This is a genomic window from Arenimonas sp., from assembly GCF_041913985.1.
Classification (GTDB): domain Bacteria; phylum Pseudomonadota; class Gammaproteobacteria; order Xanthomonadales; family Xanthomonadaceae; genus Arenimonas.
Genome location: NZ_JAYSEG010000003.1, coordinates 1 through 24,973 on the forward strand (window position 1 = coordinate 1; position 24,973 = coordinate 24,973).

A 24,973-nucleotide genomic window follows, 5' to 3' on the forward strand; every position below is an offset into this window, starting at 1 on the left:
CCATCGCGGCGTGACTCAAACGAAATGGCCTCCGGAGAAGCCGGGGCGATTCAATCCGGGCCCGGGAGCAGGCCCGGGTGCAACAGGCAAAGGAGGATGCCGAACCGGTCACTGAAACCGGCGGCTGAGGCTACACTGCGAACAACCCCGGGGCTGGAATCCCCCGGGTCCATGCCCTGGTCAATTTTCAACGCGCAGGGGTGGTCAATTTTGGTCGCGCATCAACATGGTCGCGGTAGTGAGTCAAGGCGCGCTTCCCGGCCATCCAGGGCCCGAAGCACGACGACATCTGCTACGCCACCCAGAACCGCCAGGACGCCGTGCGCATCCTGGCCGGGAAGTGCGAGGTGGTGCTGGTGGTGGGCTCGGTGAACAGCTCCAACTCCAACCGCCTGCGCGAGCTGGCCGAGAAGCAGGGCGCCCGCGCCTTCCTGATCGACGGCGCCGAGTGCATCGACCCGGCCTGGGTGGCCGGCGCGGCCCGGGTGGGCGTGACGGCGGGCGCCTCGGCCCCGGAAGTGCTGGTGCAGGGCGTGGTGCAGCGCCTGCGCGAGCTGGGCGCCACCGGGGTGGACCACCTGGAGGGCGAGCCGGAAAACGTGGTCTTCGCCCTGCCCAGGGAACTGCGCATCAGCCTCGTAAATTGACCCGGGCGGCCCCGCCGCCTAGAATTCCCGCCTTCCGCCGGAATAGCTCAGTTGGTAGAGCGGCGCATTCGTAATGCGTAGGTCGCAGGTTCGACTCCTGTTTCCGGCACCAGTATGGAAAAACCCGCCTTCCGGCGGGTTTTTCTTTTTCGGGTCCCGGGCCGGGCTCAGCCCTGCTGGACGTCGATCGAGCACTTCTTCTGGTTGGCCGCCGTCTGCATGGCTTCGAACTCGCCCTTGAGCCGCGCGTACTCCGCCGCTTCCGGGGTGTCGCCGTCGATGAAGAACAGGGCCGGCCAGAACAGCACCAGGCCGACGCCGGTCGCCACCTTGTCCTGCTTGGCGTTCTTGTCGATGGAGGCCTGCAGTTCGCCGACGCGGCGCGAAACGCGCGACATTTCCATCGCGAGGCTGTCGCACTCGTAGTCCTTGTACTGCAGCGGGCTGACGTACTGCGTCGAGATGTCCTTCGAATTGCTGGCGCAGCCCGAGGCGACCGCCACGGCGAGCGCCGCGGCGAAGATGTGTTTGCCGTTCATGAATTCCCCTGTTGGTGTTCGTTGGCCCGGCGCCAACCCCTCGAAGGCATCCGGTCCATCGCGGAGTGATTCCGCCAACCGAGTATTGCGGCGGAGTTCTTCCACCGCAGCGGGAATTTTTCTCTTCGGCGACGTGGCTCACGCAAATGGTTGACCACGGGAGTGGTGGTTTTCCTACGGCGTCACCGCTTGCTGCTGGCGATCCTTGGTTCGTCCGATGGCGGACCAAGGAGGAACAACGATGGACAAGCGGCAATATGCGGTCGCAGGCGTGGTGCTGGCGCTCATGGCGGGGCTTTCGATGCCGGCGGGTGCGCGCGAACCGGTGCGTGCCACGCCCCTCGAGCGCTGCACCGTGGAAACCAGCCACAAGCTCTACACGCGTGCCGACGCCGATTTCCATGCCGTGCTGGCCTGGCTGGACGTGGAGCTGGGCAGTGGCCCGCGCCACGCGCGGGGCATCGAGCCCAAGCGGCTTCCGGCGCGGCCGATGGGCTTTTCGGTGACGCTGGAAACCCGCCAGTGCCGTTTGGTGCCGGCCGGCCCCGGTGCCTGGGCGCCGGAGCCCGCACCGCTGTCGGCCAAGGAATGCGTGATCGTGGGCTGCGGCGATCCGGCGCCGGGCACCAATGCGCCCGAGGGCTCCATCATGGTCATCGACAGTTGCGACAGTGGCCGCCGCACCACCGCCACCTATGAGCGCGTCGATGGCCGCTGGGTCTTGGTGGGCTACAGCCAGGAAGCCTCCACGCAGTGCAGCCTGGACCCGGACCGCCCGGCGCCGGAGGGACGCTAGCCGGCCCGGCGGGGCTAGACTGGGGGGCATGTGCGCACGCTATGCCCTGTTCGGCCCCTTCAATGCCGGCAACCTCGTGCCCGGGTTCGTGGACCACGTGGTCAACCCGCTGGCTGGATTCGCGCACTACAACATCGCGCCCAGCCTGGTGAACCCGGTGGTGGTGGCCGGCGCCGGCGGGCCGGGGCTGGAATCCATGCGCTGGGGGCTGCTGCCGCATTGGGCGCGCGATCCGAAGCTGGCGTATTCCACCATCAACGCCCGCGCCGAATCGCTGGCGGAGAAGCCGGCTTTCCGCGATGCCTGGCGGCACGGCCAGCGTTGCCTGGTGCCGGTTACGGGCTGGTACGAATGGGTGGACGAGGGCGGCAAGCGCAAGCAGCCTTATTTCCTGCGCTCCAAGGCCGGCGACAACCCGATGATGTTCGCCGGGCTGTGGTCGCGCTGGACCGACGCCGAGGGCCGCGGCGTGGCCACCTACACCGTGGTCACCACCGAGGCCCGGGGCGAGGTGCGCCGGGTGCACGACCGCCAGCCGCAGGTGTTGCCCGAGGAAGGCTGGGTGGCCTGGCTGCAGGGCTCGGTGCACGAGGCGCAGGCCTGGCTGGCGCCGTCGGAAGTGCCGCTCACCGTGTACCCGGTGTCGGCGGCGGTGGGCAACCCGCGCCACCAGGGCGCCTCGCTGGTGGAGCCGGTGGCGCGTGGCGCCGGCTAGCGGAAGTCGCGCGAGGCCGTGCGCAGGCTGGCCGCCAGCGGGCTTTCGTCGTGCAGGCGGTTGGCGATGAGGTGGTACACGCCGTCCACGGTTTCCCAGCGGCCTTCCACGCCCAGCAGGCGCGATTCGAGCAGCACGCGCCGCTGGCGTTCGCCCAGGTCGCGCCAGATGACCACGTTCACCATGCCGTCCTCGTCCTCGAGCGTGACGAAGGTGGTGCCGCTGGCGGTTTCGGGGCGCTGGCGCATGGTGACCAGGCCGGCGGCGCGCACGCGGCTGCCGTGCGGCAGTTCGCGCAGTTCGCGCGAGCGGCGGTAGCGGCGCGCGGCCAGCTGCCGGCGCAACAGGGCCAGCGGGTGCGGCCCCAGGCTCAGGCCGAGGCGGGCGTAGTCGGCCAGCAGGTCTTCGCCGGCGGTGGGCACGGGCAGGGTGACGGCGTCCTCGCGCGGCGAGGTCTCGAACAGCGGCAGCTGCGCCTCGACGCCGCCCACCGCCCAGCGCGCCCGGTGCCGGTGCCCGGCCAGGCCCTTGAGCGCACCGGCCTCGGCCAGCAGGGCACGTGCGCGTTCGTCCAGGCCGGCGCGGTGGCACAGGTCGGGCACGTCGGCGAAGGGCCGCGTCGCGCGCGCCGCCACCAGGGCTTCGGCCGCGGCGGCCGGCAGGCCCGACACCTCGCGCAGGCCCAGCCGCAGCGCCGGCTGCCGCGCGGCGTCGCCGGGCCAGGGTTCGAGCGTGTTGTCCCAGCGGCTGTGGCGCACGTCCACCGGCCGCACCGCGATGCCGTGCCGGCGCGCGTCCTGCACCAGCTGGCTGTTGGAATAAAAGCCCAGCGGCTGCGAGTTCATCAGCGCGCAGGTGAAGGCCGCCGGCTCGTGGCACTTGAGCCAGCAGCTCACGTACGTGATGAGCGCGAAGCTGGCCGCGTGCGATTCCGGGAAGCCGTAGCTGCCGAAGCCGCGGATCTGCTCGAAGATGCGTTCGGCGAAATCGGTGTCGTAGCCGTTGGCGGCCAGGCCGTCGAACAGGCGCTGGCGGAAATGGTCGAGCCCGCCGCGGCGTTTCCAGGCCGCCATGCCGCGCCGCAGTTCGTCGGCCTCGCCGGGCGAGAAGCCGGCGGCGACGATGGCCACCTGCATCACCTGTTCCTGGAACAGCGGCACGCCCAGCGTGCGCCGGAACACTTCCTCCAGCGCCGCCGACGGGTAGGTCACCGGCTCCAGGCCCTGCCGCCGCTGCAGGTAGGGATGCACCATCTTTCCCTGGATGGGCCCGGGCCGGACGATGGCCACCTGCACCACCAGGTCGTAGAAGGTACGCGGCCTGAGCCGCGGCAGCATGGCCATCTGCGCGCGCGATTCCACCTGGAACACGCCCACGGTGTCGGCCTTCTGGATCATGGCGTAGGTGGCCGGGTCTTCGGCCGGAATGGTGGCCGGCGTCAGGTCGCGGCCGCGGTGCGTACGCAGCAGGGCCAGGCACTTGCTCACCGCCGTGAGCATGCCCAGCGCCAGGCAGTCCACCTTCAGCAGGCCCAGCGATTCCAGGTCGTCCTTGTCCCACTCGATGATGGTGCGCCCGGGCATGGCGGCGTTCTGCACCGGCACCAGGTGGTGCAGGGGTTCGTCGGAGATGACGAAACCGCCGACGTGCTGGCTCAGGTGCCGCGGCGCGTCGAGCAGCTGCCGGGTGAGCGCCAGCACGCGGCGCAGCACCGGTGATTCCGGGTCGAAGCCGCGTTCGCGCACGCGCTGCTCCATGTCGGCCTCGCCGTCCCACCAGGCGAAGCAGCGGCTGAGCTGGTCCACCTGGTCGGGCGGCAGGCCCAGGGCGCGGGCCACGTCGCGCACCGCGCTCCTGCCGCGGTAGCAGATGACGGTGGCGGCCAGCGCGGCGCGCTCTCGGCCGTACTTTCGGTAGAGGTACTGGATGACCTCCTCGCGCCGCTCGTGCTCGAAGTCCACGTCGATGTCCGGCGGCTCGTTGCGCTCGCGCGACAGGAAGCGCCCGAACAGCAGGTTCATCCGCGCCGGGTCCACCTCGGTGATGCCCAGCGCGAAGCACACCGCCGAGTTCGCCGCCGAGCCGCGGCCCTGGCACAGGATGCCCTGGCCGCGCGCGAACACCACCACGTCGTGCACGGTGAGGAAGAAGGCCTCGTATTCGAGCTCGGCGATGAGCGCGAGTTCTTCGTCGATTTGCCGTCGAACTTTCCCAGGCGCGCCTTCGGGCCAGCGCCGTGCCATGCCTTGTTCGGTCAGCGTCCGCAGCCAGCTCGTCGGCGTTTCGCCTTCCGGCACCAGCTCGCGCGGGTAGCGGTACTGCAGCTTGCCCAGGTCGAAGCGGCAGCGCGCGGCGATGCGCAGGCTTTCCTCGAGCAACGCCTGCGGATAGATGGCGGCCAGCGCCCGGCGCGTGCGCAGGTGGCGCTCGCCGTTGGGGAACAGGTGCGCGCCGGCCTCGGCGATGCACAGGCGCTGGCGGGTGGCGGCCAGCACGTCCTGCAGCGCGCGCCGGCCGCGCACGTGCATGTGCACGTCGCCGGTGGCCACGGCCGGCAGGCCCAGCGCCGCGGCCAGCGCCTGCAGCCGGGCCAGCCGCGCGGCGTCGTCGGGGCCGCGGTGCAGTTCCACCGCCAGCCAGCAGCGGCCGGGGAAACGTTCGCGCAGCCAGGCGCCTTCGCCCTCGTCGGGCGTGGCGCCGGGCAGCCACAGCGCCAGCAGGCCGTCGGTGCCGCCGGCGAGGTCGGCGCGCGCCAGCCGGTATTCGCCCTTGGCGCTGCGCCGGCGGCCGGCGGTGACCAGTTCGCACAGGCGCCGGTAGCCGGCCTCGTCTTCCACCAGCAGCACGCAGCGCAGGCCGTCGTCGAGCTGGATTTCGCTGCCGACGATGAGCGGCAGGCCGGTGGCCTTCGAGGCTTCCCAGGCGCGCACGATGCCGGCCAGCGTGGCCTCGTCGGTGATCGCCAGCGCGGCGTAACCCTGCTGCTTCGCCCTCTCGAACAGCTCGCGCGCGCCCGAGGCCCCGCGCCCGAAGCTGAAGTGGCTCAGGCAGTGCAGTTCGGCATAAGCGGGCAGGCTCACGCGAACCAGCCGTGCAGCATGAAGGGCCCGCGTTCGCCGGCCGCGCAGAACACCCAGGCGCGCTGGCCGGCGGCGGTTTCGGCGACGTAGTAGTCGCGGCGCACGTCGTCGCCGTCCCACCAGCCCGACTCGATGCGCTCGGGCCCGGCCAGCAGCCGCGGCGCCGGGCCGCGCAGCGGGATGGGGCGCTCGAGCAGCCAGGCCGGGCGCGGCAGCGGCGGCGGCGCCAGGAAGCGCCCGCGCAGTTCGCGCACGCGCCGCTGCGCGCGCTCGGGGCGCGGGTCGGCGTGCGGTGCCCACTGGTACACCGCGTCTTCGCCCAGCCGCGCCTGCAGCCGCGCCTGCAGCGCCGGCCAGTCGAGCGCACTGGCCGGCCGCGCCTCGAACAGGTCGCGCCCGGCCGGCACGAACGGCGGCAACTCCGCGGCGCGCAGGCCGAAGGCGCGCACCGGTGCGGGGATGGGTTCGCGTTCGAGCACCAGCTTCGCCAGTTCGAACAGCCGCGCCGGGTCGCGCTCGGGCGCCATGGCGCCCACCACGTGCGCGCTGGGCGGGCGCAGGTCGTGTTCGAACACCAGCTCGAAGCGCTGCACGCCGCCGTCGCGGCCGACCAGGAAGGCGCACAGGTCGCCCAGCAGGCGCTTCAGCGGGAACAGCAGGCCGGTGTGGTAGCGCACCTCGTCGTCGAATTCGAAGCGCGCCTCGAACACGTCCGGCGGCTGGTAGCAGGGGCGCAGGTCGGGCGCGTCGCCGGTGAGCCGGTCGAGCACTTCCAGCAGGCCCGCGCCGAAGCGCCGGCGCAGGCCCGCGCGCGGCAGCGCGAACAATTGCCGCAGCCGGCGCACGCCCAGGCTGGCCAGGGCTTCGCGGGTGCGTGCGTCGAACGGCGCGTGCGCCAGCGGCAGGGCGTCGAGCGCGCGCCGCAGCTGGGCGGCGTCGCGCACGGCCAGGCCGTCCTGGTGTCTGGCCAGGCACAGCGCGCCCAGCGGCGTCGGCGCCACCGCCAGCGCGTGCGCCAGGCCCAGCGCGCGCAGGTCGTCGCGCAACAGGCGCTCGAAGCGCGGCCAGGGCCCGAACAGGCCCAGGCTGCCGCCCACTTCCAGCCACACCGTGTCGGCCTCGTCGCGGCAGACCTGGCCGGAATAGCGGTAGGCCCAGGCGCAGGCGAGGTCGAGCAGGCGGGTGGACTCGGCCTCGTCCCAGGGCAGCACGGCGAGCTTCGGGCACAGCGCCATCGCCGCCGCCAGCGGCTGGCCCGGCTGCACGCCGGCGGCGCGCGCCGAGTCGTTCGCCATGGCCACCACGCGCCGCTGCGCCGGGCCCTCGGCCAGGGCCAGCGGCGCCAGGGGGTCAGGCTGGCGCCGGAGCGCGGCGTCGAGCGCCCGTCGCGGCAGGTGGATGGCGGCCCAGAGCACGGCGGGCCGGCATCAGTGCAGCGCGGCCGGCGCCCAGGGCACCGGCGCCGCGGGCGGGTGGCCGCCGCGGCACTTGAGCACGCGCAGCGCGCCGGCTTCGAACTGCAGCCGCAGTGCCGCGGGCGAGGCGTTGCGCGCCGCCGCCAGCGGCCGGAACAGGAAGCCCAGGGCCTGGCCGGTTTCCGCGGCCACCTGCAGGCGGCGCAGGGTTTTGTCGTCGGCGCGCGGCGGCCAGCCCAGCACGGCGCCGCAGGCTTGGCTGCGCAGGCACTGCTCCAGCGCCCAGGCGGTTTGCCGGCCGCCGGTGTCCACCACGTGCAGGCGGCTGAGGTCGATGCCGGCGCGGGCCAGGGCCGGGGCGTAGGGGCGGTAGGGCGGGTCCACCCAGGCCAGCTCGCGGCCGGCGCAGGTGAGCCGCGCCAGCGTGGGCAGCAGCAGGGCCAGTTCGCCCACGCCGTCGGCGGGGATGAGCAGTTCCACCAGCGCGGCCTCGGGCCAGCCGCCGGCGGGCAGGGCGGCGTCGAGCGCGGCGTGGCCCGTGGGTTCGCGCGCCGGCGCGGGTGGGCCACCGGGCTGGCCGCGCCAGAGCCGGCGGCCGGCCAGCAGGGTGTCGAGGGAAAGCACGGCGCCCATGCTCAGCCCCGGCGCACCAGGCCGCAGTACACGCCCTCGATGGCGAACACCGCGCCGGGCGGCACTTCGATGGGCGCGTGGTCGGGGTTGCGCGGCAGCAGGGTGATGCGGTCCTTGCGCCGGCGCAGGCGCTTGACGGTGAGTTCGCCATCCAGGCGCGCCACCACGATCTGGTTGTCGCCGGCCTCGGGCGTGCGGTGCACGGCGATCAGGTCGCCGTTGAAGATGCCGTCGTCGCGCATGGAGTCGCCCTTCACCCGCAGCAGGTAGTCGGGGCGGGGGAAGAACAGCGCGCGGTCGAGCAGCAGGTGGCCCTCGAACTCGGGGTCGCCGATGGGTTCGCCGGCGGCCACCTTGCCCAGCACCGGCAGCGACAGCGAATGCGCCGGCGCGGGCAGGCTGGCCAGGCGGATGCCGCGCGACTTGCCGGGCAGCAGGGTGAGCGCGCCCTTGGCTTCCAGCGCCTGCAGGTGGGCCTGGGCCGAACGTGCCTGCCGGAAGCCGAATTCCCGGGCGATTTCGGCCAGGGTGGGCGGCAGGCCGTCGCGGGCGACCTGGGCGGTGATGAAGTCGAGGATGGCCTGCTGGCGGTCGGTGAGGGTATCCATGGCACAAATATATGTGGTATCCATTGTCCCGGCCAGTCCCCCGTCGCCGGGCGTGGGGAGCAGCCTGCCGGGCCCCTGGCTCACGGGCTGAGACGCCACCCGGCTAAAGTTCCCGTCCCCTCCGAGAGTGCTTCCCATGGCCAAAGCCAAGACCGCCTACGTCTGCAGCGAATGCGGCGCCTCCTCCGGCAAGTGGCAGGGCCAGTGCGGCGAATGCGGGGCCTGGAACACGATGAGCGAGTTCGTCATCGAACCCGCCAGCGCCGGCAAGGGCGCCGCCCCGGCGGCCCGCCACGGCGGCTGGGCCGGGCGGCCGGAAGCCGCCGGCGTCACTGCGCTCAAGGACGTCAGCCAGGAGGCCGAGGTACGCGTCTCCACCACCATCGGCGAGCTCGACCGCGTGCTCGGCGGCGGCCTGGTGGAGGGCTCGGTGGTGCTGGTCGGCGGCGACCCGGGCATCGGCAAGTCCACGTTGTTGCTGCAGGCGCTGGCGCTGATGTCGGCGCGGGTGCCGGCGCTGTACGTCACTGGCGAGGAAAGCCTGGCCCAGGTGGCGGGCCGCGCCCAGCGCCTGGGCCTGCCGCTCGACAACCTGCACGCCCTGGCCGAAACCTGCGTCGAGAAAATCCTCGCCCAGGCCGCTTCTGCGAAGCCGTCGCCGCGCCTGCTGGTGGCCGACTCCATCCAGACGCTCTGGAGCGAACTGCTTACCGCCGCGCCCGGTTCGGTCAGCCAGGTGCGCGAGAGCGCCGCCAAACTGGTGCGTTTCGCCAAGGAAACCGGCACCTCGGTGTTCCTGGTCGGCCACGTCACCAAGGAAGGCGGCATCGCCGGCCCGCGCGTGCTCGAGCACATGGTCGACGCGGTGCTGTATTTCGAAGGCGAGGCCGGCAGCCGCTTCCGCGTGCTGCGCGCCTTCAAGAACCGCTTCGGCGCGGTGAACGAGCTGGGCGTGTTCGCCATGGGCGACAAGGGCCTGCGCGAGGTGCCGAACCCTTCGGCCATCTTCCTGTCGGGTTCGAGCACGGCGCAGCCGGGCAGCGCCGTGATGGTCACGCGCGAGGGCACGCGGCCGCTGCTGGTGGAAGTGCAGGCGCTGGTCGACCAGTCCCCGCTGGCCAACCCGCGCCGCGTGGCGCTGGGCCTGGAGCAGAACCGCCTGGCCATGCTGCTGGCCGTGCTGCACCGGCACGGCGGCGTCGGCGTGTTCGACCAGGACGTGTTCGTGAACGTGGTCGGCGGCATCCGCGTGCAGGAAACCGCGGCCGATTTGCCCGTGCTGCTGGCGGTGCTCAGCTCGCTGCGCGACCGGCCGCTGGCCGAGAAGACCATTGCCTTCGGCGAAGTGGGCCTGAGCGGCGAGATCCGCCCCGTGCCCAACGGCGAGGAACGCCTGAAGGAAGCCGCCACGCATGGCTTCAGGCGCGCCATCGTGCCGCGCGCCAACGCGCCGAAGAAGGGTGCCTACAAGGACCTGGAAGTCATCGCCGTCGAGCGCCTCTCCGAGGCCCTCGAGGCCGCCGCCGAATGATCAGGCGCGGTGCAGCACCAGTTCGTACACGAACTTGCTGCCGAAGAAGGCCAGCAGCAGCAGGGCCATCGCGGTCAGGGTGAGCTTGGCCGCGCGCGGGCCGCGCCAGCCCCAGCGCCAGCGGCCGAACAGCAGCACCGCCAGCACCACCCACGACAGGATCGACAGCACGGTCTTGTGCCCCAGCCCCTGCGCGAACAGGTCGTCCACGAACAGCACGCCGGTGAGCAGGGTGAGGCTGAGCAGCACGAAGCCGGCGCCCAGGCTGCGGAACAGCAGCGTTTCCATCTGCGTCAGCGGCGGCAGCAGGCGCAGCGCGCCGCCGAAGTGGCGCTGGCGCAGGGCGCGGTCCTGGAACCACAGCATCAGGGCCAGCAGGGTGGCCACCGCCAGCGTGGCATAGGCCAGCAGGGCCAGCAGCGCGTGCAACTGCAGCGGCCAGCCCAGGTCCTGGCGGGCCGGGCTGCCGCCGAGGAAGGCGTAGGCCAGCAGCACCAGCGAGGCCAGCGGGAACACGATGATGCCCAGCGCCTCGATGCGCTGTGCCGGCCCCAGCGCCGTGGTGAGCGCGGCCATGCCCAGGCCCACCAGCGACAGCGCCGCGAAGAAGTGCAGGTCCGGGCCGCCGAGCAGTCGCCAGGCCAGCAGGTGCACGCCGGCGTGCATCAGCAGGGCCGGCACCGCCAGCCCCAGCCAGCGCCGCGGCGGCGGGTTCGGGCCCTGCGCGTGGCCGGCCAGCTGGTGGCTGGCAAGGGCGTACAGGGTGACGGCGAGCAGGCTGAGGACGAGGGCGGGCATCCGCGCAGTTTCGCACACGCCCCCGGGGCCGAGAACCGCCGCCGGCGAGGGGCCCCGGCCGCCCGCGCTATACTTCGCGGCCCACCAGGCAAGACCCCGATCCCATGTTCGAGTCGCTGACCCAGCGCCTTTCCGGCACCCTCCAGCGCCTGCGCGGCCGCGGCCGCCTGACCGAGGAAAACATCCGCGAGGCCACCCGCGAGGTGCGCATCGCCCTGCTCGAGGCCGACGTGGCGCTGCCCGTGGTCTCGGCCCTGGTCGAGCGCATCAAGGCCCGCGCCGTCGGCCAGGAAGTGCTCACCAGCCTCACCCCCGGCCAGGCCCTGATCAAGGTCGTGCGCGACGAGATGGCCGCCGTCATGGGCTCGGCCGCCAGCGACCTGAACCTCAACGTGCCGGCGCCGGCGGTCATCCTGATGGCCGGCCTGCAGGGCGCGGGCAAGACCACCACCGTGGGCAAGCTCGCCAAGCACCTGAAGGAAAAGAAAAAGAAGAAGGTCATGGTGGTGTCGGCCGACGTCTACCGCCCGGCCGCCATCGAGCAGCTGCGCACCCTGGCCCGGCAGGTGGACGTGCTGTTCTTCCCGTCCAGCGCCGACCAGAAGCCCGAGGCCATCGTGCGCGCCGCCATCGACGACGCCCGCAAGAGCTTCGTCGACGTGCTGCTGGTGGACACCGCCGGCCGCCTGGCCATCGACGACGCGATGATGGCCGAGATCAAGGCCCTGCACGCCGCCGTGAACCCGGTGGAAACGCTGTTCGTGGTCGACGCCATGACCGGCCAGGACGCCGCCAACACCGCCAAGGCCTTCTCCGAGGCGCTGCCGCTCACCGGCGTGGTGCTCACCAAGACCGACGGCGACGCCCGCGGCGGCGCCGCGCTGAGCGTGCGCTACATCACCGGCAAGCCGATCAAGTTCGTGGGCGTGGGCGAGAAGCCCGACGGCCTGGACGTGTTCCATCCCGACCGCGCCGCCGGTCGCATCCTCGACATGGGCGACGTGCTGTCGCTGGTGGAGCAGGTCGAGGCGCAGGTCGACAAGGACAAGGCCGCCAAGCTCGCCGAGAAGGTCGCCAAGGGCAAGAAGTTCGACCTCAACGACATGCGCGACCAGCTCGAGCAGATGCAGAACATGGGCGGCCTGCACGGCCTCATGGACAAGCTGCCGGGCATGGGCCAGGTGCCCGAGCACGTGAAGAACCAGGTCACCGGCAAGGAAGTGCCGCGCATGGTGGCCATCATCAATTCCATGACCAAGAAGGAGCGCCGCAACCCGGGCCTCCTGAACGGTTCGCGCCGGGCCCGCGTGGCCCGCGGCTCGGGCACCACTCCGGCCGACGTGAACAAGGTGCTCAAGCAGTACCAGCAGATGGAAAAGATGATGTCCAAGCTCTCCCAGGGCGGCATGAAGGGCCTGCTCCGGGGCATGAAGGGCATGATGGGCGGCGGTTTCCCCGGCCGCTTCCCGGGCCGCTGAGGCCCTGTGGGAGGGCCTTCAGGCCCGAAAGCTTCCCTTCGGGGCCCCAAACCAGCTAGAATCCGCGATTCCCCGGCCGGCTTTGCTGTCCGGATCACCGTCCAAGAACTGCAGAGCAAACCGACATGGTCAAGATCCGTCTGACCCGCGGCGGCGCCAAGAAGCGCCCCTTCTACCACATCGTCGTGACCGACCAGCGCAACAAGCGCGACGGCCGTTCCATCGAGCGCGTGGGTTACTACAACCCGGTTGCCCAGGGCAACGAAAAGCGCGTCGAGCTCGACACCGAGCGCGTCAAGCACTGGGTTTCCCACGGCGCCCAGCTGACCGAGAAGGTCAGCGCGCTGGTGAAGGAAGTCTCGGCCAAGGCCGCGGCCTGAGGTCCCGGCCTCGCCCCGCGCGAGGCCCGATGGCATGAATACCGGGCGCCGCATCCTGCTGGGCAGGGTCGCCGGCGCCTTCGGCGTCCGGGGCGAGCTCAAGCTCCTTTCCTGGACCGAGCCCCGCGACGCCCTGTTCCGCTACCAACCCTGGATCCTCCGCTCCGGTGACACCGAGCGCGAGGTGTCGGGCGTGCGTGGCCGCGACACCGGCAAGGCGGTCATCGCCACCTTCCCGGGCGTCGACACCCGGGAACTGGCCGAGGCCATGAACGGCACCGAGATCTGGGTGCCGCGCGACCGCCTGCCGCCCCCGGCGCCGGGCGAGTACTACTGGGTGGACCTGGAAGGCCTGAAGGTGGAAACCACCGAGGGCGTGGCCCTGGGCACCGTCTCGCACCTGTTCGAAACCGGCGCCAACGACGTCATGGTCGTTTCCGGCGAGCGCGAGCGCCTGATCCCCTTCGTCACCGGGCAATACATCACCTCGGTCGATTTCGACGCCGGCAAGGTCGTGGTCGACTGGGACCCGGACTTCTGAGTCCGCGGCGCGCCATGCGCATCGACGTCGTCACCCTGTTCCCCGATTTCATCCGCGACAGCGCCGCGCTGGGCGTGGTGGGCCGCGCGCAGGAGCGCGGGCTGCTGTCGGTGCACGGCTGGAACCCGCGCGACTACGCCACCGACAACTACCGCCGGGTGGACCAGCGCCCCTTCGGCGGCGGCCCCGGCATGCTGATGCTGGCCGAGCCCCTGGGGGCCTGCCTGGCCGCGGCGAAGGCCGCCGACCCGGCCCAGGCCCGGGTCATCTACCTCAGCCCCCAGGGCCCGCGCCTGACCCAGGCCAGGGTGCGCGAACTGGCCGCGCTGCCGCGGCTGGTGCTGCTCTGCGGCCGCTACGAGGGCCTGGACGAGCGCTTCATCGAACGCGAGGTGGACGAGGAACTGTCCATCGGCGACTACGTGCTCTCGGGCGGCGAACTGGCCGCGGCGGTGCTGGTGGACGCAGTGGGCCGGCTGCAGGAGGGCGCGCTCAACCACGCCGATTCCGCCGCCCAGGACAGCTTCGAGGACGGCCTGCTCGACTGCCCGCACTACACCCGGTCCGAGGCCACCGGCACGGAAGGGGTGCCCCCCGTGCTGCTGTCGGGCGACCACGCCGCCATCGCCCGCTGGCGCCGGCAGCAGTCCCTGGGCCGCACCTGGCTGCGCCGGCCCGACCTGCTGGCCCGGGCCAGCCTGGGCAAGGCCGACCGGGCCCTGCTGGCCGAGTTCATCGCCCAGTGGCGGGCGGCGAACCCGCCGAAGGGCTGAACCGCTTCCCTTTCAAGGGCTTGCGCGGGTATACTGCGCGGCTCCACGATCAGCCAAGCACGGTTCCCGGGCCTCTGGCACGCACTAAAACAACCATCAGAGGCGTAAGCATCATGAGCATCAACAAGCTGCTGCAGCAGTTCGAGGCCGAGCAGATCAAGCGCGAGCTGCCGAAGTTCTCGCAGGGCGACACCGTCGTCGTCAACGTGAAGGTCAAGGAAGGCAACCGCGAGCGCGTGCAGGCCTACGAAGGCGTGGTCATCGCGATCAAGAACGCCGGCCTGAACTCGGCCTTCACCGTGCGCAAGATCTCGCACGGCTTCGGCGTCGAGCGCGTGTTCCAGACCCACAGCGCCGTGATCGACTCGGTCACCGTCAAGCGCCGCGGCAAGGTCCGCCAGGGCAAGCTGTACTACCTGCGCAACCTGGAAGGCAAGAAGGCGCGCATCAAGGAAGACCTGGCTGCCCGTTCGGCCGAGTAATCCCCGCTGCAGCACCGCCAAACGGCCGCCTCCGGGCGGCCGTTTGCGTTGGGGCATGACCAACGTCGCTTGCGGGCCGGGCAAGGCCCTCGCAGGCTGGGCCGATGCGCCCGTCCCTTGCCCTCGTATTGCTGTCCGCCGCGCTGGTGGCGCCCGCCGCCGCGTCGCCCGAGCCCGCCACGCAGCTGTTGCGCGAAGCCTCGCCGCTCGTCAGTGGCGAGGAGTTTTCCCGCAGGCTGCTCAGCCCGCTCTCGGCCGAGGACGTGCACCGCTTCCTGCAGGCCGATGGCCGCCGGCTGGCGCCCGAAGCCTTCGTGCCCGGCGCCGATTCGGTGGAGCTTTTCGTGCCGAAGCAGGCGCCGCCCGGCGGCTACGGCCTGCTGGTCTTCATCCCGCCCGCCGACGCGTTCCCGCTGCCGCGCGACTGGCATGCCGCGCTCGGGAAGCGCGGCCTGATCGTGGCGATGCCGCGCAAGGCCGGCAACGACGCCGACGTCATCGGCCGCCGCATCCCGCTGGCCCTGCATGCGCACCAGTACGCGACCGCGAACTTCGCCATCGATCCGGAACGCGTCTACGTGGGTGGTTTTTCCGGCGGCGCGCGGCTGGCGCAGCGCATCGCCATCGCCTGGCCGGACGTGTTCCGCGGCAGCCTGCAGTTCGCCGGCAGCGTGGTGGTGGGCGAAAACCGGCTGCCGCCGCCGCCGCGCGAGCTGCTCGACCTGGCCCGCCAGCGCAGCCGTTTCGTGCTGGTGAGCGGCAGCCTGGACCTGCCCAACCGCCGCAACGACGCCGAATCGCGCGCGCGGCTGGAATCGCTGTGCTTCGCCGGCGTCAGCGGCTTCGGCCCGCCCCGGCTCGACCACTGGGTGCCCGACGGCCGCGCCTTGGCCACGGCGCTGGCGCAGCTCGAGACGCCGCTGCCGGCGGAGGCGGACGGCGCCTGCGCGCAGGCCCTGGATGCGGAAGTGACGACGGCGCTGGACGCGGTGGAAAACCAGCTCGCCCGCGGCGACGCGCCCGGCGCCAGGAATGCGCTGACCGCACTCGACGACCGTTTCGGCGGCCTCGCCGCGCCGCGTTCGCTCGAACTGGCGCGGCGGATCATGGCGGCGCTGCCGGAAAACGCCGATTGAGGCGCGGCCGGCCCGGTCGTAGCATGGCGCATGGTCCACGCTTCCCCCCAGGCCGCCGTCGCGGCCGACACCGTCCGCCTCGACGTCTGGCTCTGGGCGGCCCGCTTCTTCAAGACCCGCGCCCTGGCCAAGCAGGCCATCGAGGGCGGCAAGGTGCAGGTGGCCGGGCAGGGCGCCAAGCCCTCGCGCGCCGTGCGCGCCGGTGAATCGCTGCTGGTGCGCCGCGGCGACGACGTGTTCGAAGTGCAGGTGCTGGGCACCAGCGACCGCCGCGGCTCCGCGCCGGTGGCGCAGGCGCTGTACGCCGAAACCGAAGCTTCGCGCGAAGCCCGCCTGAAGGCCGCCGCCGAACGCCGCGCCGCTGCCACCGGCTACCGCCCGCCGCTGACCAAGCCCGACAAGCGCGCCCGCCGCCTGATCCAGGCCCTGGGCGACCTCGACGCGCTCTGACTCAGCTTTCCGTGGCCGCCGCGTAGACCGGCAGGTCGGGCGCGCGCTGGAACGCGAAGATCAGGTGCGTCTCGATGTGCGCCACTTCCTCGCGGCTGGTGAGCGCCGACATCGCGAAGTCGCGCAGGTGGTCGCTGTCGCGCACGCCCACGTGCACCAGGAAGTCGTCGGCGCCGGCCACGTGGTACAGGCACAGCACCTCGGGCAGGGCCATCAGGTGCGCGTGGATGGCCTCCACCTGCGGCCGCGAGTGCCGCGCCAGCCGTACCGCCACCATGGCCTGCAGGCCGATGCCGACCGCGGCGGGGGCGATCTCGGCGTGGTAGCCCAGCAGTACCCCGGCCTCGCGCAGGCGCCGCACCCGCTCGAGCGCGGTCGAGGGCGCCACGCCCACGCGCTCGGCCAGATCCTTGTTGGGGATCCGCGCATTCTTCCGCAAGAGGCGCAGGATGGCGAAGTCCGTTCGGTCAAGATGCATGGAAGGCCCCCGTTTCGGAAATAGTGTTCGGCCTGGCCGAACCTGCCCGGAGTCTAAGCCATAGTGCCGGGCACCTGCCCAGGAGCCTGCCGCCATGCCCCGCATCGAAACCCTGGCCGTCCACGCCGGCCGCGACGAGTTCGCCGAACTGGGCGTGCACGCGCCGCCGATCGACCTGTCCACCACCTACCCGGTGGCCGACCTGGGCGTGGGCACCGAAAGCTTCGACGCGCTGGTGGGTGGCGCCGCCAGCGCGGCCAACCCCATCTACGCGCGCCTGCACAACCCGACCGTGGGGCGGGTGGAGCAGGCGCTGGCCGCGCTCGAGGGCACCGAAGCCTGCGTGGCCTACGGCTCGGGCATGGCCGCGCTGACCGCGGTGCTGATGGACGCGCGCAGCCGCGGCGGCCACGTGCTGGTGGTGCGCCCGCTGTACGGGACCTCCGACCACCTCCTGGCCTCGGGCCTCTGCGGCCTGGAGGCCGAGTTCGTGGACGCCGGCGACATCGCCGCGCGCCTGCGCGCCGACACCGCGCTGGTGATCATCGAGACGCCGGCCAATCCCACGCTCGACCTGGTCGACGTCCGCGCCGTCGTGGCCGCCGCGGGAGCGGTGCCGGTGCTGGTGGACTCGACCTTCGCCACGCCGGTGCTGCAGCGCCCGGCGGCGCTGGGCGCGGCCTACGTGCTGCACAGCGCCACCAAGTTCCTGGGCGGCCACGGCGACGTCATCGCCGGCGTGGTCTGCTGCAGCGAAGAACGCGCGCGGCCGCTGCGCACGGTGCGCGCGGCCACCGGCGCGCTGCTGCACCCGCTGGGCGCCTACCTGCTGCACCGCGGCCTGCCGACGCTGGCGCTGCGCGTGGAACGCGCGCAAGCCAACGCCATCGTGCTGGCGAACCGGCTGGCGGAACGTGCCGACGTGGCGCGCGTGCATTTCCCCGGCCTGGGCACGGTGCGCAACGCGCACCTGGTGGGCACGCAGATGGCCGGCCCCGGCTGCCTGATGGCGATCGACCTGCGCGGCGGTTACGCGGCCGCGGCGGCGGTGATGGCGAAGGTGCGGCTGATGACGCCGGCGGTGAGCCTGGGCTCGGTGGACACGCTGATCCAGCATCCGGCCGGCCTGACCCACCGCGTGGTGGACCCCGAGGCGCGCCTGGCCAGCGGCATCGGCCCGGGCCTGCTGCGCCTGTCGGTGGGCATCGAAGCCGTCGAGGACCTGTGGGCCGACCTGGCCCAGGCCCTCGACGCCGCCCGCCTCAGCGCAGCTGCCTGAGCCGGTAGAGCGCCTCGAGCGCCTGCTTCGGCGTCAGTTCGTCGGGGTCGATGGCGTCCAGCGCCTCGAGCGCGGCCGAAGGCGCCGGTGCGAACAGGCTGGCCTGCTGCGGCGCGTCCAGCGCCGCCGGGCTCATGGTGGCCACGGCCTGCGGCGCGCCGCGCTGCTCGAGCTCGGCCAGCGTGCGCCGGGCCTGGTCCACCACCGTTCGCGGCAGGCCGGCCAGCGCCGCCACCTGCAGGCCGAAGCTGCGGTTGGCGGGGCCATCCTTCACCGCGTGCATGAACACCAGGCGGTCGCCGTGTTCGATCGCGTCCAGGTGCACGTTGGCGATGCCGCTGCCCGGCTCGGCCAGCGCGGTCAGTTCGAAGTAGTGGGTGGCGAACAGCGTGTAGGCGCGGTTCGCCTGCGCCAGGTGGCGCGCGCAGGCCTCGGCCAGGGCCAGGCCGTCGTAGGTGGAAGTGCCGCGGCCGATCTCGTCCATCAGCACCAGCGACTGCGCCGTGGCGTGGTGCAGGATGTAGCTGGTCTCGGCCATTTCCACCATGAAGGTGGACTGGCCGCGCGCCAGGTCGTCGCCGGCGCCGATGCGGGTGAGCACGCGGTCGATGGGGCCGATCACCGCGCGCGCCGCCGGTACGAAGCTGCCGATGTGCGCCAGGATCACCACCAGCGCGTTCTGGCGCATGTAGGTGCTCTTGCCGCCCATGTTCGGGCCGGTGATGACCAGCATGCGGCGGTTTTCGTCCAGCACCAGGTCGTTGGGCTCGAAGGGTTCGGAGCGCACGGCCTCGACCACCGGGTGGCGGCCGCGCTCGATGCGCAGGCCGGGCGCGTCGGTGAGCTCGGGGCGCGACCAGTCCAGCGCCTGCGCGCGTTCGGCGAAGGCGGCCAGCACGTCCAGTTCGCTCAGCGCGGCGGCGCAGCGCTTGAGCGGCTCCAGCGACTGGTTGAGCGTGTCGAGCAGGGCCTCGTACAGGCCCTTTTCCCGCGCCAGCGAACGCTCGCGCGCGCTCAGCACCTTGTCCTCGAAGGCCTTGAGCTCCTCGGTGATGTAGCGCTCGGCGCCGGTCAGCGTCTGGCGGCGGGTGTAGTGCGTGGGCGCGCGCTCGGACTGGCCCTTGCTGATCTCGATGAAATAGCCGTGCACGCGGTTGTAGCCGACCTTGAGCGTGGCGATGCCGGTGGCGGCGCGTTCGCGGGCTTCCAGGTCCACCAGGAACTGGTCGGCGTTGGTGGACAGCATGCGCAGTTCGTCGAGCTCGGCGTCGAAGCCTTCGGCGATGACGCCGCCGTCGCGCATCAGCACCGGCGGCTGCGGCACGATGGCGCGGGCGAGCAGGGCGGCGGCCTCGGTGTGTTCGCCCAGTTCGGCGGCCAGCGTGGCCAGGCGCGGTGAATCGACCGGCGCCAGCAGCGCGCGCAGGTCGGGCAGCAGGGCCAGGCCGTCGCGCAGCGTGCTCAGGTCGCGTGGGCGCGCCGAGCGCAGGGCCACGCGCGAGAGGATGCGCTCGAGGTCGCCCAGGCCGCGGAAGCGCTCGCGCAGGGACTCGTGCACGCCCGTTTCGACGAACGCGGCCACCGCGTGGTGGCGCTGGCCAAGCACCGCCCGGTCGCGCAGCGGGCGATTGAGCCAGCGGCGCAGCAGGCGGCCGCCCATGGGGCTGACGCTGGTGTCGAGCACGCCCAGCAGCGTGTGTTCGGTGCGGCCGTCGGCGCGGCTGTCGAGCTCGAGGTGGCGGCGGGTGGCGGCGTTGAGCGCAATGCCGTCGCCGGCCGATTCGAAGGCGATGGCGGTGAGGTGGGGCAGCTGCTGCTTCTGCGTTTCCTCCACGTAGGCCAGCAGCGCGCCGGCGGCGGCGGTGGGCAGCGGCTTGTCCTCCAGGCCGAAGCCGCTCAGGTCGTGCAGCTTGAAGAAGCGCAGCAACTGGCGCCGGCAGGCGTCGGTGTCGAAGCCCCAGGGCGGGCGCCGGCGCAGGCCGGCCTGGGTGGCCAGGAAGGCGGGCAGGCCGTCTTCGTCGGGCAGCAGCAGTTCGGCGGGATCCAGGCGCGCGATTTCCGCGGCCAGCTGGTCTTCGTCGGCCACTTCGGAAACGAGGAAGCGGCCGCCGGCGAGATCCGCCCAGGCCAGGCCGAAGCCGGTGCGTCCGCGCGCCACCGCCATCAGCAGGGTGTCGCGGCGCTCCTGCAGCAGGGCCTCGTCGGTGACGGTGCCCGGGGTGACGATGCGCACCACCTTGCGTTCGACCAGGCCCTTGGCCAGCGCCGGGTCGCCGATCTGTTCGCAGATGGCCACCGATTCGCCCAGCGCCACCAGGCGCGCGAGGTAGCCCTCGTAGGCATGCACCGGCACGCCGGCCATCGGGATGGGCGCGCCGCCCGAGCTGCCGCGCTGGGTGAGCGTGATGTCCAGCAGCCGCGCCGCCTTGCGGGCATCGTCGTAGAACAGCTCGTAGAAGTCGCCCATCCGGAAGAACAGCAGGATGTCTGGGTACTCCGCCTTGGCGGCGAAGAACTGCTTCATCAGGGGCGTGTGCTGGGGCTGGGCGTCGGCGGACATGGGCTGCGGGCGTGTCGAATCGCCCTATTGTGCCGGAAGCGGGCGGGGCGCCGGGCCGCGCGGAAACGCAAAGGCCGGGCGCGGGGCCCGGCCTTTCTCGAAATCCCCCAAGCCTCAGCCCTGCACGGGCGCGGCCTCTTCCTTCGGCGGTCCGTCGGGAGAAAACTGCACGGGGACGACCACCCAGCCCTCGACCTTCTGGCCGCGGTTGCCATTGCGGCCGGCATTGAACCGCCACTGCCACGCGGCTTCGACGGCGGCGGCATCGAAGACGCCCTCGGGTTCGGAGCGCTTGACCTTGATCTCGCGCGGCGCGCCGTCGTCGCCGATCAGCACCTCCAGCACGACGAGTCCGCCGATTCCCGCTTCCTTGGCTGACGCCGGGTATTTAGGCTGCGTCAGCACGTCCTCATCGAGCACGGCCCGCAGCGGCTTGGCGGCGGGCGCCGCAGGCTGCACCGCCCACGCGCCGAACGTGGCCAAGGCCATCGATGCGGCAATCAGGGCGCTGGCGACGCGGGCGCGGCCGGCGGAAGGCAAGGGCGACTTGAGCATGGCGATTCTCTCCTTGAGCGGATGGCTGGATTGCCAGTGGCAACCCAGCGGCAGGCCGAAGTCCGCCAGCTGGGTCTTGAGCATCACCTCGCCGTAGCGGCGGCGGGCGTCGGGGTGGCGGGCGAGCACGGCGGCGTCGCAGGCCAGTTCCTGGTCCAGGCGGAAACGCGCGGCGGCCGCGTGCAGCAGCGGGTTGAACCAGAACAGGCAGCGCAGCAGCGAGCACAGCGCCTGCGCGGGCAGGTCGCCGCGTTGCAGGTGCTGGCGTTCATGCTCGAGCACCAGCGCCTGTTCTTCCGGCGAATAGCGCCGGGTGAAGTCGGTGGGCAGCACGAGGCGGGGCCTCCACAGGCCAATGACGGCCGGGCCCAGCGGTGCGCTGTCGTCTTCGCCATCCGAATCACGCACGCCAAGCTGGCGGTGGAATCGCCACTGCCGAAGCGCGAATACCGCCGCGGTTGCGACGACGCCGGCCAGCCAAAGCGCCAGCCAGGGATTGCCCGCGCCCGCCTGCTGCAAGACCAGGCTGGCATCCGCTGCCGCAAGGCGCAGGGGCGAGGGCGTTACGGCCATTGCGACGGTGGCGGCAGGCGCAGCCGGCAGCATCACGGCCACGCCGGCCAGCGGCACGGCGGCCCACGCGGCATAGGCAAGCCGCGCACCCGCGAACCGCCGGAGCGGCCGGCGCAGTGCCATCACCGCGAGCAGGGCCAGCGAGGTGGCGAGGGTGGCTTCGACCAGCGCCAGCAGGAATTCACTTCCCATCGTCGATCTCCTCAAGCAGTCGCCGCAGTTCGGCGATGTCTTCCGGGCTCAGCGCGCGCTGGCCGGACAGGTGGGCCACCATCGGCGCGAGCCGCCCGTCGAACAGGCGGTCGAGCAGGCCGCGGCTCTGGCCGTGTACCCAGGCCTCGCGTTCGAGCACCGGGTGGTAGCGGTAGCGCCGGCCGTCCTTCTCGGCCCGGATGGCGCCCTTATTCAGCAGCCGGTTGAGCAGGGTCTTGATGGTGGCTTCCTGCCACTGCTGCGCCTGGGCCAGTTCGGCCACCACGTCCTCGGCGTAGCGGGGGCTGCGCTGCCACAGCACTTCCATGACCACGCTTTCGGCGTCGCTGATGGGGATTTGTTTGTTTACGTTCGTAATCATGGGGCCAGATTACACGCGTAATCGAAGCTGTCAAGCGGGCGGGATGGCCGCCCGCCGCCGCCGCGCTTACCCTAGGCCGATGGACGACACCGCGCTGCCCGACGACGCCGCACTGCACGCCCTGGCCGAACAGGTCGGCGCCGCGCTGCAGGCCCGCCACCTGATGCTGGCCACGGCCGAAAGCTGCACCGGCGGCTGGATCGCCAAGATGGTCACCGACATCCCGGGCTGTTCGGCCTGGTTCGACTGCGGCATGGCGGCCTACAGCTACGAGGCCAAGCAGGCGCTGCTGGGCGTGCGCCCGGAAACGCTGACCGAACACGGCGCCGTGAGCCGCGAAACGGTGATGGAAATGGTCTCGGGGGCGCTGGTGACTTCGGGCGCCAGCATCGCCGTGGCGGTCACCGGCATCGCCGGCCCCACCGGCGGCACCCCGGGCAAGCCCGTGGGCACGGTGTGGATCGGCTGGAAGCGCCGCGGCGGCTACCCCAAGGCCGAACTCTTCCACTTCGAAGGCGACCGCGAGGCGGTGCGCCGCCAGACCGTGGCCGCCTCCCTGCGCGGGCTGCTGGCGCTGGCCGGATGAGCCCTTCCGCCGGGGCTTGACACCCTGCCCGGGTTCGTTAGTAGTATTGCTACTAATGGACATCACCGACACCCAGCAGGCCATCCTGGCCTTCATCGCAGAGCGCATCGAAGCCGACGGGGCGTCGCCGTCCCAGGTCGAGATCGCCCACGCCTTCGGCTTCAAGGGCGTGCGTGCCGCCCAATACCACCTCGAGGCCCTCGAGCAGGCTGGCGCCATCCGCCGCGTGCCCGGGCAGGCCCGGGGCATCCGACTGGTGACGTCCCCGGCCGCCGACCTCGTCCCGGCGGCCGGGGACGCGCCGCTTCGCCTGCCGGTGCTCGGCCAGGTGGCGGCGGGCATGCCCATCGGCGCCGATGCCGGCGTGCACGACATGGTGTTGCTCGACCGCGTGTTCTTCTCCCCCGCGCCCGACTACCTGCTGCGCGTGAAGGGCGATTCCATGCGTGACGAAGGCATCCTGCACGGCGACCTGATCGGCGTGCACCGCACCTCCGAGGCGCGCAGCGGCCAGATCGTGGTCGCCCGCATCGACGACGAAATCACGGTCAAGCTGCTGAAAATGGGCAAGGACGGCATCCGCCTGCTGCCCCGCAACCCCGATTACCCGCCCATCGTGGTGAAGCCCGACCAGGACTTTGCCGTCGAGGGGCTTTATTGCGGCCTGGTGAGGCCGAACCGGTGAGGGCGCCGGGCGTTCTTCCGACCCGGCCACCGGCATTCCACCGCTGATGGCGCGTTCTCAGCCCGTGAGACCTTCACCCCCTAGATTGGCCGCAACCCAAACCGAACACCCGAGGAGCACCACGATGGACGAGAACAAGAAGCGCGCCCTGACCGCCGCCCTGAGCCAGATCGAAAAGCAGTTCGGCAAGGGCGCCGTCATGCGCATGGGCGACAAGAGCACCGAGCCGGCCGAAGTCATCGGCACCGGTTCGCTGATGCTCGACATCGCGCTCGGCATCGGCGGCCTGCCAAAGGGCCGCGTCGTCGAGATCTACGGTCCGGAATCCTCGGGCAAGACCACGCTCACCCTGCAGGCCATCGCCGAGTGCCAGAAGGCCGGCGGCACGGCGGCCTTCATCGACGCCGAGCACGCGCTCGACCCCACCTACGCCGTCAAGCTGGGCGTGAACATCGACGACCTGCTGGTCAGCCAGCCGGACACCGGCGAGCAGGCGCTCGAGATCGCCGACATGCTGGTGCGCTCGAACTCGGTGGACATGGTCGTGGTCGACTCCGTCGCCGCGCTCACCCCGCGCGCCGAAATCGAAGGCGAAATGGGCGACCAGTTGCCGGGCCTTCAGGCCCGCCTTATGAGCCAGGCCCTGCGCAAGCTCACCGGCAACATCAAGCGCAGCAACTGCATGGTCATCTTCATCAACCAGCTGCGCATGAAGATCGGCGTGATGATGCCGGGCCAGAGCCCGGAAACCACCACCGGCGGCAACGCGCTCAAGTTCTACGCCTCGGTGCGCTTGGACATCCGCCGCATCGGCTCGGTGAAGAAGGGCGACGAGGTCATCGGCAACCAGACCAAGATCAAGGTGGTCAAGAACAAGATGGCGCCGCCGTTCAAGGTCATCGTCACCGAAATCCTCTACGGCCAGGGCATCAGCCGCGAGGGCGAGCTGATCGACATGGGCGTGGATGCCAAGCTCATCGAGAAGTCGGGCGCCTGGTACGGCTACAACGGCGAGCGCATCGGCCAGGGCAAGGAAAACGCCCGCCAGTGGCTCAAGGACAACCCGGCGGTGGCCAAGGAACTCGAGGCCAAGCTGCGCGACAAGTTCGTGCCGGGCCTGGTGATCGGCGACGAGAACGCCGAGCCGGCCGAGGCCTGAGCCGCGCATGTCCGGCCCCGGGCGCCCCGGCGCCGACGCCTACCAGCGGGCCCTGGGCCTGCTGGTCAGGCGTGAACACTCCCGGCGCGACCTTACGCGCAAGCTGGCCCAGCGCGGGGTCGAGCCGGAAGAGGCCCGGGCTGCCGTCGAGCGGCTGGCCGGGCAGGGTTACCAGGACGACGACCGCTTCGCCGCCAGCTTCGCCCGCGACCGCGCCGCGGCCGGTTACGGCCCGGTGCGCATCCGGGCCGAACTCGCCGGGCACGGCCTGAAGGAAGATGCCATCCAGGCCGCCCTGGCCGCCTGTGAAACCGACTGGGCGGCTCTGGCCCGCCGGCAGGTGGAGCGCCGGCACCGGCCGGCCGAGCTGGCTGACCCGGCACGGCGCCGCAAGGTCGTCGAGTTCCTCCTGCGCCGCGGCTTCGACCAGGAAAGTGCCTGGGGCGCCGTGCGCGCCACCCCCGACGACGCCCTCGACGACTGAATCGGCGCCCCGGAACCCGCGTCCGGGCTGGTAATCTT

Annotated in this window: 25 protein-coding genes, 1 tRNA gene and 1 pseudogene; 17 read left to right on the plus strand and 10 right to left on the minus strand. The window is 71.8% G+C overall.

Annotated features, from left to right (window positions below; genetic code table 11):
* Positions 1–242: 242 nt before the first annotated feature.
* A pseudogene (gene ispH, locus ACE3Q2_RS01370) lies at positions 243–647 on the plus strand (4-hydroxy-3-methylbut-2-enyl diphosphate reductase); the annotation flags it as partial.
* A gap of 36 nt (positions 648–683) precedes the next feature.
* Positions 684–759, plus strand: a tRNA-Thr gene (locus tag ACE3Q2_RS01375).
* Positions 760–814: 55 nt separating this feature from the next.
* Here the strand turns inward: ACE3Q2_RS01375 and ACE3Q2_RS01380 are convergent.
* Positions 815–1,186, minus strand: coding sequence for a hypothetical protein (locus ACE3Q2_RS01380; RefSeq protein WP_231695714.1), 372 nt, complete (start codon positions 1,184–1,186; stop codon positions 815–817).
* 241 nt (positions 1,187–1,427) lie between these two features.
* Between ACE3Q2_RS01380 and ACE3Q2_RS01385 the strand changes: the two genes are divergently transcribed.
* Positions 1,428–1,982 carry a hypothetical protein gene (locus tag ACE3Q2_RS01385; protein ID WP_231695713.1) on the plus strand — a complete coding sequence of 185 codons (555 nt, stop codon included), beginning with the start codon at positions 1,428–1,430 and terminating at the stop codon, positions 1,980–1,982.
* A 28-nt stretch (positions 1,983–2,010) separates the two neighbouring features.
* Positions 2,011–2,697 (plus strand): SOS response-associated peptidase, encoded by a 687-nt coding sequence (locus ACE3Q2_RS01390; protein ID WP_231695712.1) that lies wholly within the window; start codon positions 2,011–2,013, stop codon positions 2,695–2,697.
* Here ACE3Q2_RS01390 and ACE3Q2_RS01395 read toward each other — a convergent pair.
* Genes ACE3Q2_RS01395 through lexA (ACE3Q2_RS01410) form a run of 4 tightly spaced genes read right to left on the minus strand, consistent with a single transcriptional unit; the run spans position 2,694 to position 8,433 of the window.
* Positions 2,694–5,771: an error-prone DNA polymerase gene (locus ACE3Q2_RS01395; protein WP_374472364.1), complete on the minus strand. Its 3,078-nt coding sequence runs from the start codon at positions 5,769–5,771 to the stop codon at positions 2,694–2,696. The genes ACE3Q2_RS01390 and ACE3Q2_RS01395 overlap by 4 nt on opposite strands.
* A gap of 2 nt (positions 5,772–5,773) precedes the next feature.
* On the minus strand, positions 5,774–7,192 hold the full coding sequence (locus ACE3Q2_RS01400; RefSeq protein WP_374472240.1) for a DNA polymerase Y family protein: 1,419 nt from the start codon (positions 7,190–7,192) through the stop codon (positions 5,774–5,776).
* Between the two features lie 12 nt (positions 7,193–7,204).
* Positions 7,205–7,825: a translesion DNA synthesis-associated protein ImuA gene (imuA, locus tag ACE3Q2_RS01405; RefSeq protein WP_374472242.1), complete on the minus strand. Its 621-nt coding sequence runs from the start codon at positions 7,823–7,825 to the stop codon at positions 7,205–7,207.
* Between the two features lie 2 nt (positions 7,826–7,827).
* Positions 7,828–8,433, minus strand: coding sequence for a transcriptional repressor LexA (gene lexA, locus ACE3Q2_RS01410; RefSeq protein WP_231695709.1), 606 nt, complete (start codon positions 8,431–8,433; stop codon positions 7,828–7,830).
* Between the two features lie 136 nt (positions 8,434–8,569).
* Here lexA (ACE3Q2_RS01410) and radA point away from each other — a divergent pair, with 136 nt between their 5' ends.
* Positions 8,570–9,964 carry a DNA repair protein RadA gene (gene radA, locus ACE3Q2_RS01415; RefSeq protein ID WP_231695708.1) on the plus strand — a complete coding sequence of 465 codons (1,395 nt, stop codon included), beginning with the start codon at positions 8,570–8,572 and terminating at the stop codon, positions 9,962–9,964.
* Here radA and ACE3Q2_RS01420 read toward each other — a convergent pair whose 3' ends face one another.
* A complete protein-coding gene (locus ACE3Q2_RS01420; protein ID WP_374472245.1) occupies positions 9,965–10,762 on the minus strand; it encodes an inner membrane protein YpjD in 798 nt (265 codons plus the stop codon).
* A 104-nt stretch (positions 10,763–10,866) separates the two neighbouring features.
* Between ACE3Q2_RS01420 and ffh the strand changes: the two genes are divergently transcribed.
* From ffh to ACE3Q2_RS01455, 7 genes are all read left to right on the plus strand, one after another.
* Positions 10,867–12,240: a signal recognition particle protein gene (gene ffh, locus ACE3Q2_RS01425; RefSeq protein WP_374472247.1), complete on the plus strand. Its 1,374-nt coding sequence runs from the start codon at positions 10,867–10,869 to the stop codon at positions 12,238–12,240.
* A 125-nt stretch (positions 12,241–12,365) separates the two neighbouring features.
* The gene (rpsP, locus tag ACE3Q2_RS01430; RefSeq protein WP_043802440.1) at positions 12,366–12,620 is read left to right on the plus strand and encodes a 30S ribosomal protein S16; all 255 of its coding nucleotides are present in this window, start codon (positions 12,366–12,368) and stop codon (positions 12,618–12,620) included.
* A 34-nt stretch (positions 12,621–12,654) separates the two neighbouring features.
* Positions 12,655–13,161 carry a ribosome maturation factor RimM gene (rimM, locus tag ACE3Q2_RS01435; protein WP_231695706.1) on the plus strand — a complete coding sequence of 169 codons (507 nt, stop codon included), beginning with the start codon at positions 12,655–12,657 and terminating at the stop codon, positions 13,159–13,161.
* Positions 13,162–13,175: 14 nt separating this feature from the next.
* A complete protein-coding gene (gene trmD, locus ACE3Q2_RS01440) occupies positions 13,176–13,934 on the plus strand; it encodes a tRNA (guanosine(37)-N1)-methyltransferase TrmD (protein WP_231695705.1) in 759 nt (252 codons plus the stop codon).
* Between the two features lie 113 nt (positions 13,935–14,047).
* Entirely contained in the window at positions 14,048–14,416 is a 369-nt protein-coding gene (rplS, locus tag ACE3Q2_RS01445) for a 50S ribosomal protein L19 (RefSeq protein ID WP_374472250.1), read from the plus strand.
* A 104-nt stretch (positions 14,417–14,520) separates the two neighbouring features.
* Positions 14,521–15,552: a hypothetical protein gene (locus ACE3Q2_RS01450; protein WP_374472252.1), complete on the plus strand. Its 1,032-nt coding sequence runs from the start codon at positions 14,521–14,523 to the stop codon at positions 15,550–15,552.
* A gap of 30 nt (positions 15,553–15,582) precedes the next feature.
* Positions 15,583–16,002, plus strand: coding sequence for an RNA-binding S4 domain-containing protein (locus tag ACE3Q2_RS01455; RefSeq protein ID WP_374472254.1), 420 nt, complete (start codon positions 15,583–15,585; stop codon positions 16,000–16,002).
* Between the two features lies 1 nt (position 16,003).
* Here the strand turns inward: ACE3Q2_RS01455 and ACE3Q2_RS01460 are convergent, their stop codons facing one another.
* Entirely contained in the window at positions 16,004–16,480 is a 477-nt protein-coding gene (locus tag ACE3Q2_RS01460) for an Lrp/AsnC family transcriptional regulator (RefSeq protein WP_374472256.1), read from the minus strand.
* A gap of 94 nt (positions 16,481–16,574) precedes the next feature.
* Here ACE3Q2_RS01460 and ACE3Q2_RS01465 point away from each other — a divergent pair, with 94 nt between their 5' ends.
* Positions 16,575–17,759: a PLP-dependent transferase gene (locus tag ACE3Q2_RS01465; protein WP_231695701.1), complete on the plus strand. Its 1,185-nt coding sequence runs from the start codon at positions 16,575–16,577 to the stop codon at positions 17,757–17,759.
* Here ACE3Q2_RS01465 and mutS read toward each other — a convergent pair.
* The 3 genes from mutS to ACE3Q2_RS01480 all read right to left on the minus strand — a co-directional run bounded on the left by mutS (position 17,743) and on the right by ACE3Q2_RS01480 (position 22,021).
* Positions 17,743–20,319, minus strand: coding sequence for a DNA mismatch repair protein MutS (gene mutS, locus ACE3Q2_RS01470; protein WP_231695700.1), 2,577 nt, complete (start codon positions 20,317–20,319; stop codon positions 17,743–17,745). The two genes, ACE3Q2_RS01465 and mutS, sit on opposite strands and share 17 nt — an antisense overlap.
* Before the next feature lie 114 nt (positions 20,320–20,433).
* The gene (locus ACE3Q2_RS01475; protein ID WP_231695699.1) at positions 20,434–21,639 is read right to left on the minus strand and encodes a TonB family protein; all 1,206 of its coding nucleotides are present in this window, start codon (positions 21,637–21,639) and stop codon (positions 20,434–20,436) included.
* On the minus strand, positions 21,629–22,021 hold the full coding sequence (locus ACE3Q2_RS01480; RefSeq protein WP_231695698.1) for a BlaI/MecI/CopY family transcriptional regulator: 393 nt from the start codon (positions 22,019–22,021) through the stop codon (positions 21,629–21,631). Before ACE3Q2_RS01480 ends, ACE3Q2_RS01475 begins: the two co-directional genes overlap by 11 nt.
* A 79-nt stretch (positions 22,022–22,100) precedes the next feature.
* On the opposite strand from ACE3Q2_RS01480, the gene ACE3Q2_RS01485 reads away from it, so the two are divergent.
* The 4 genes from ACE3Q2_RS01485 (at position 22,101) to ACE3Q2_RS01500 (ending at position 24,935) form a co-directional block, all read left to right on the plus strand.
* Positions 22,101–22,607, plus strand: coding sequence for a CinA family protein (locus ACE3Q2_RS01485; protein WP_231695780.1), 507 nt, complete (start codon positions 22,101–22,103; stop codon positions 22,605–22,607).
* Between the two features lie 55 nt (positions 22,608–22,662).
* Complete coding sequence (gene lexA, locus ACE3Q2_RS01490; RefSeq protein ID WP_374472260.1) at positions 22,663–23,292, plus strand: transcriptional repressor LexA; 630 nt, start codon at positions 22,663–22,665, stop codon at positions 23,290–23,292.
* Positions 23,293–23,416: 124 nt separating this feature from the next.
* Entirely contained in the window at positions 23,417–24,451 is a 1,035-nt protein-coding gene (gene recA / locus ACE3Q2_RS01495; protein ID WP_231695696.1) for a recombinase RecA, read from the plus strand.
* Positions 24,452–24,458: 7 nt separating this feature from the next.
* Complete coding sequence (locus ACE3Q2_RS01500) at positions 24,459–24,935, plus strand: regulatory protein RecX (RefSeq protein ID WP_231695695.1); 477 nt, start codon at positions 24,459–24,461, stop codon at positions 24,933–24,935.
* The last annotated feature ends 38 nt before the right edge of the window (positions 24,936–24,973 follow it).

Coding starts and splice junctions, on each gene's coding strand:
- ACE3Q2_RS01380 (WP_231695714.1), bottom strand. CDS start 1,186: ATGAACGGCAAACACATCTTCGCCGCGGCGCTCGCCGTGGCGGTCGCC.
- ACE3Q2_RS01485 (WP_231695780.1), top strand. CDS start 22,101: ATGGACGACACCGCGCTGCCCGACGACGCCGCACTGCACGCCCTGGCC.
- radA (WP_231695708.1), top strand. CDS start 8,570: ATGGCCAAAGCCAAGACCGCCTACGTCTGCAGCGAATGCGGCGCCTCC.
- ffh (WP_374472247.1), top strand. CDS start 10,867: ATGTTCGAGTCGCTGACCCAGCGCCTTTCCGGCACCCTCCAGCGCCTG.
- imuA (WP_374472242.1), bottom strand. CDS start 7,825: ATGGGCGCCGTGCTTTCCCTCGACACCCTGCTGGCCGGCCGCCGGCTC.
- ACE3Q2_RS01455 (WP_374472254.1), top strand. CDS start 15,583: ATGGTCCACGCTTCCCCCCAGGCCGCCGTCGCGGCCGACACCGTCCGC.
- lexA (WP_231695709.1), bottom strand. CDS start 8,433: ATGGATACCCTCACCGACCGCCAGCAGGCCATCCTCGACTTCATCACC.
- rplS (WP_374472250.1), top strand. CDS start 14,048: ATGAGCATCAACAAGCTGCTGCAGCAGTTCGAGGCCGAGCAGATCAAG.
- ACE3Q2_RS01450 (WP_374472252.1), top strand. CDS start 14,521: ATGCGCCCGTCCCTTGCCCTCGTATTGCTGTCCGCCGCGCTGGTGGCG.
- recA (WP_231695696.1), top strand. CDS start 23,417: ATGGACGAGAACAAGAAGCGCGCCCTGACCGCCGCCCTGAGCCAGATC.
- lexA (WP_374472260.1), top strand. CDS start 22,663: ATGGACATCACCGACACCCAGCAGGCCATCCTGGCCTTCATCGCAGAG.
- ACE3Q2_RS01500 (WP_231695695.1), top strand. CDS start 24,459: ATGTCCGGCCCCGGGCGCCCCGGCGCCGACGCCTACCAGCGGGCCCTG.
- rpsP (WP_043802440.1), top strand. CDS start 12,366: ATGGTCAAGATCCGTCTGACCCGCGGCGGCGCCAAGAAGCGCCCCTTC.
- ACE3Q2_RS01465 (WP_231695701.1), top strand. CDS start 16,575: ATGCCCCGCATCGAAACCCTGGCCGTCCACGCCGGCCGCGACGAGTTC.
- mutS (WP_231695700.1), bottom strand. CDS start 20,319: ATGTCCGCCGACGCCCAGCCCCAGCACACGCCCCTGATGAAGCAGTTC.
- ACE3Q2_RS01475 (WP_231695699.1), bottom strand. CDS start 21,639: ATGGGAAGTGAATTCCTGCTGGCGCTGGTCGAAGCCACCCTCGCCACC.
- ACE3Q2_RS01390 (WP_231695712.1), top strand. CDS start 2,011: ATGTGCGCACGCTATGCCCTGTTCGGCCCCTTCAATGCCGGCAACCTC.
- ACE3Q2_RS01385 (WP_231695713.1), top strand. CDS start 1,428: ATGGACAAGCGGCAATATGCGGTCGCAGGCGTGGTGCTGGCGCTCATG.
- ACE3Q2_RS01420 (WP_374472245.1), bottom strand. CDS start 10,762: ATGCCCGCCCTCGTCCTCAGCCTGCTCGCCGTCACCCTGTACGCCCTT.
- rimM (WP_231695706.1), top strand. CDS start 12,655: ATGAATACCGGGCGCCGCATCCTGCTGGGCAGGGTCGCCGGCGCCTTC.
- ACE3Q2_RS01480 (WP_231695698.1), bottom strand. CDS start 22,021: ATGATTACGAACGTAAACAAACAAATCCCCATCAGCGACGCCGAAAGC.
- trmD (WP_231695705.1), top strand. CDS start 13,176: ATGCGCATCGACGTCGTCACCCTGTTCCCCGATTTCATCCGCGACAGC.
- ACE3Q2_RS01460 (WP_374472256.1), bottom strand. CDS start 16,480: ATGCATCTTGACCGAACGGACTTCGCCATCCTGCGCCTCTTGCGGAAG.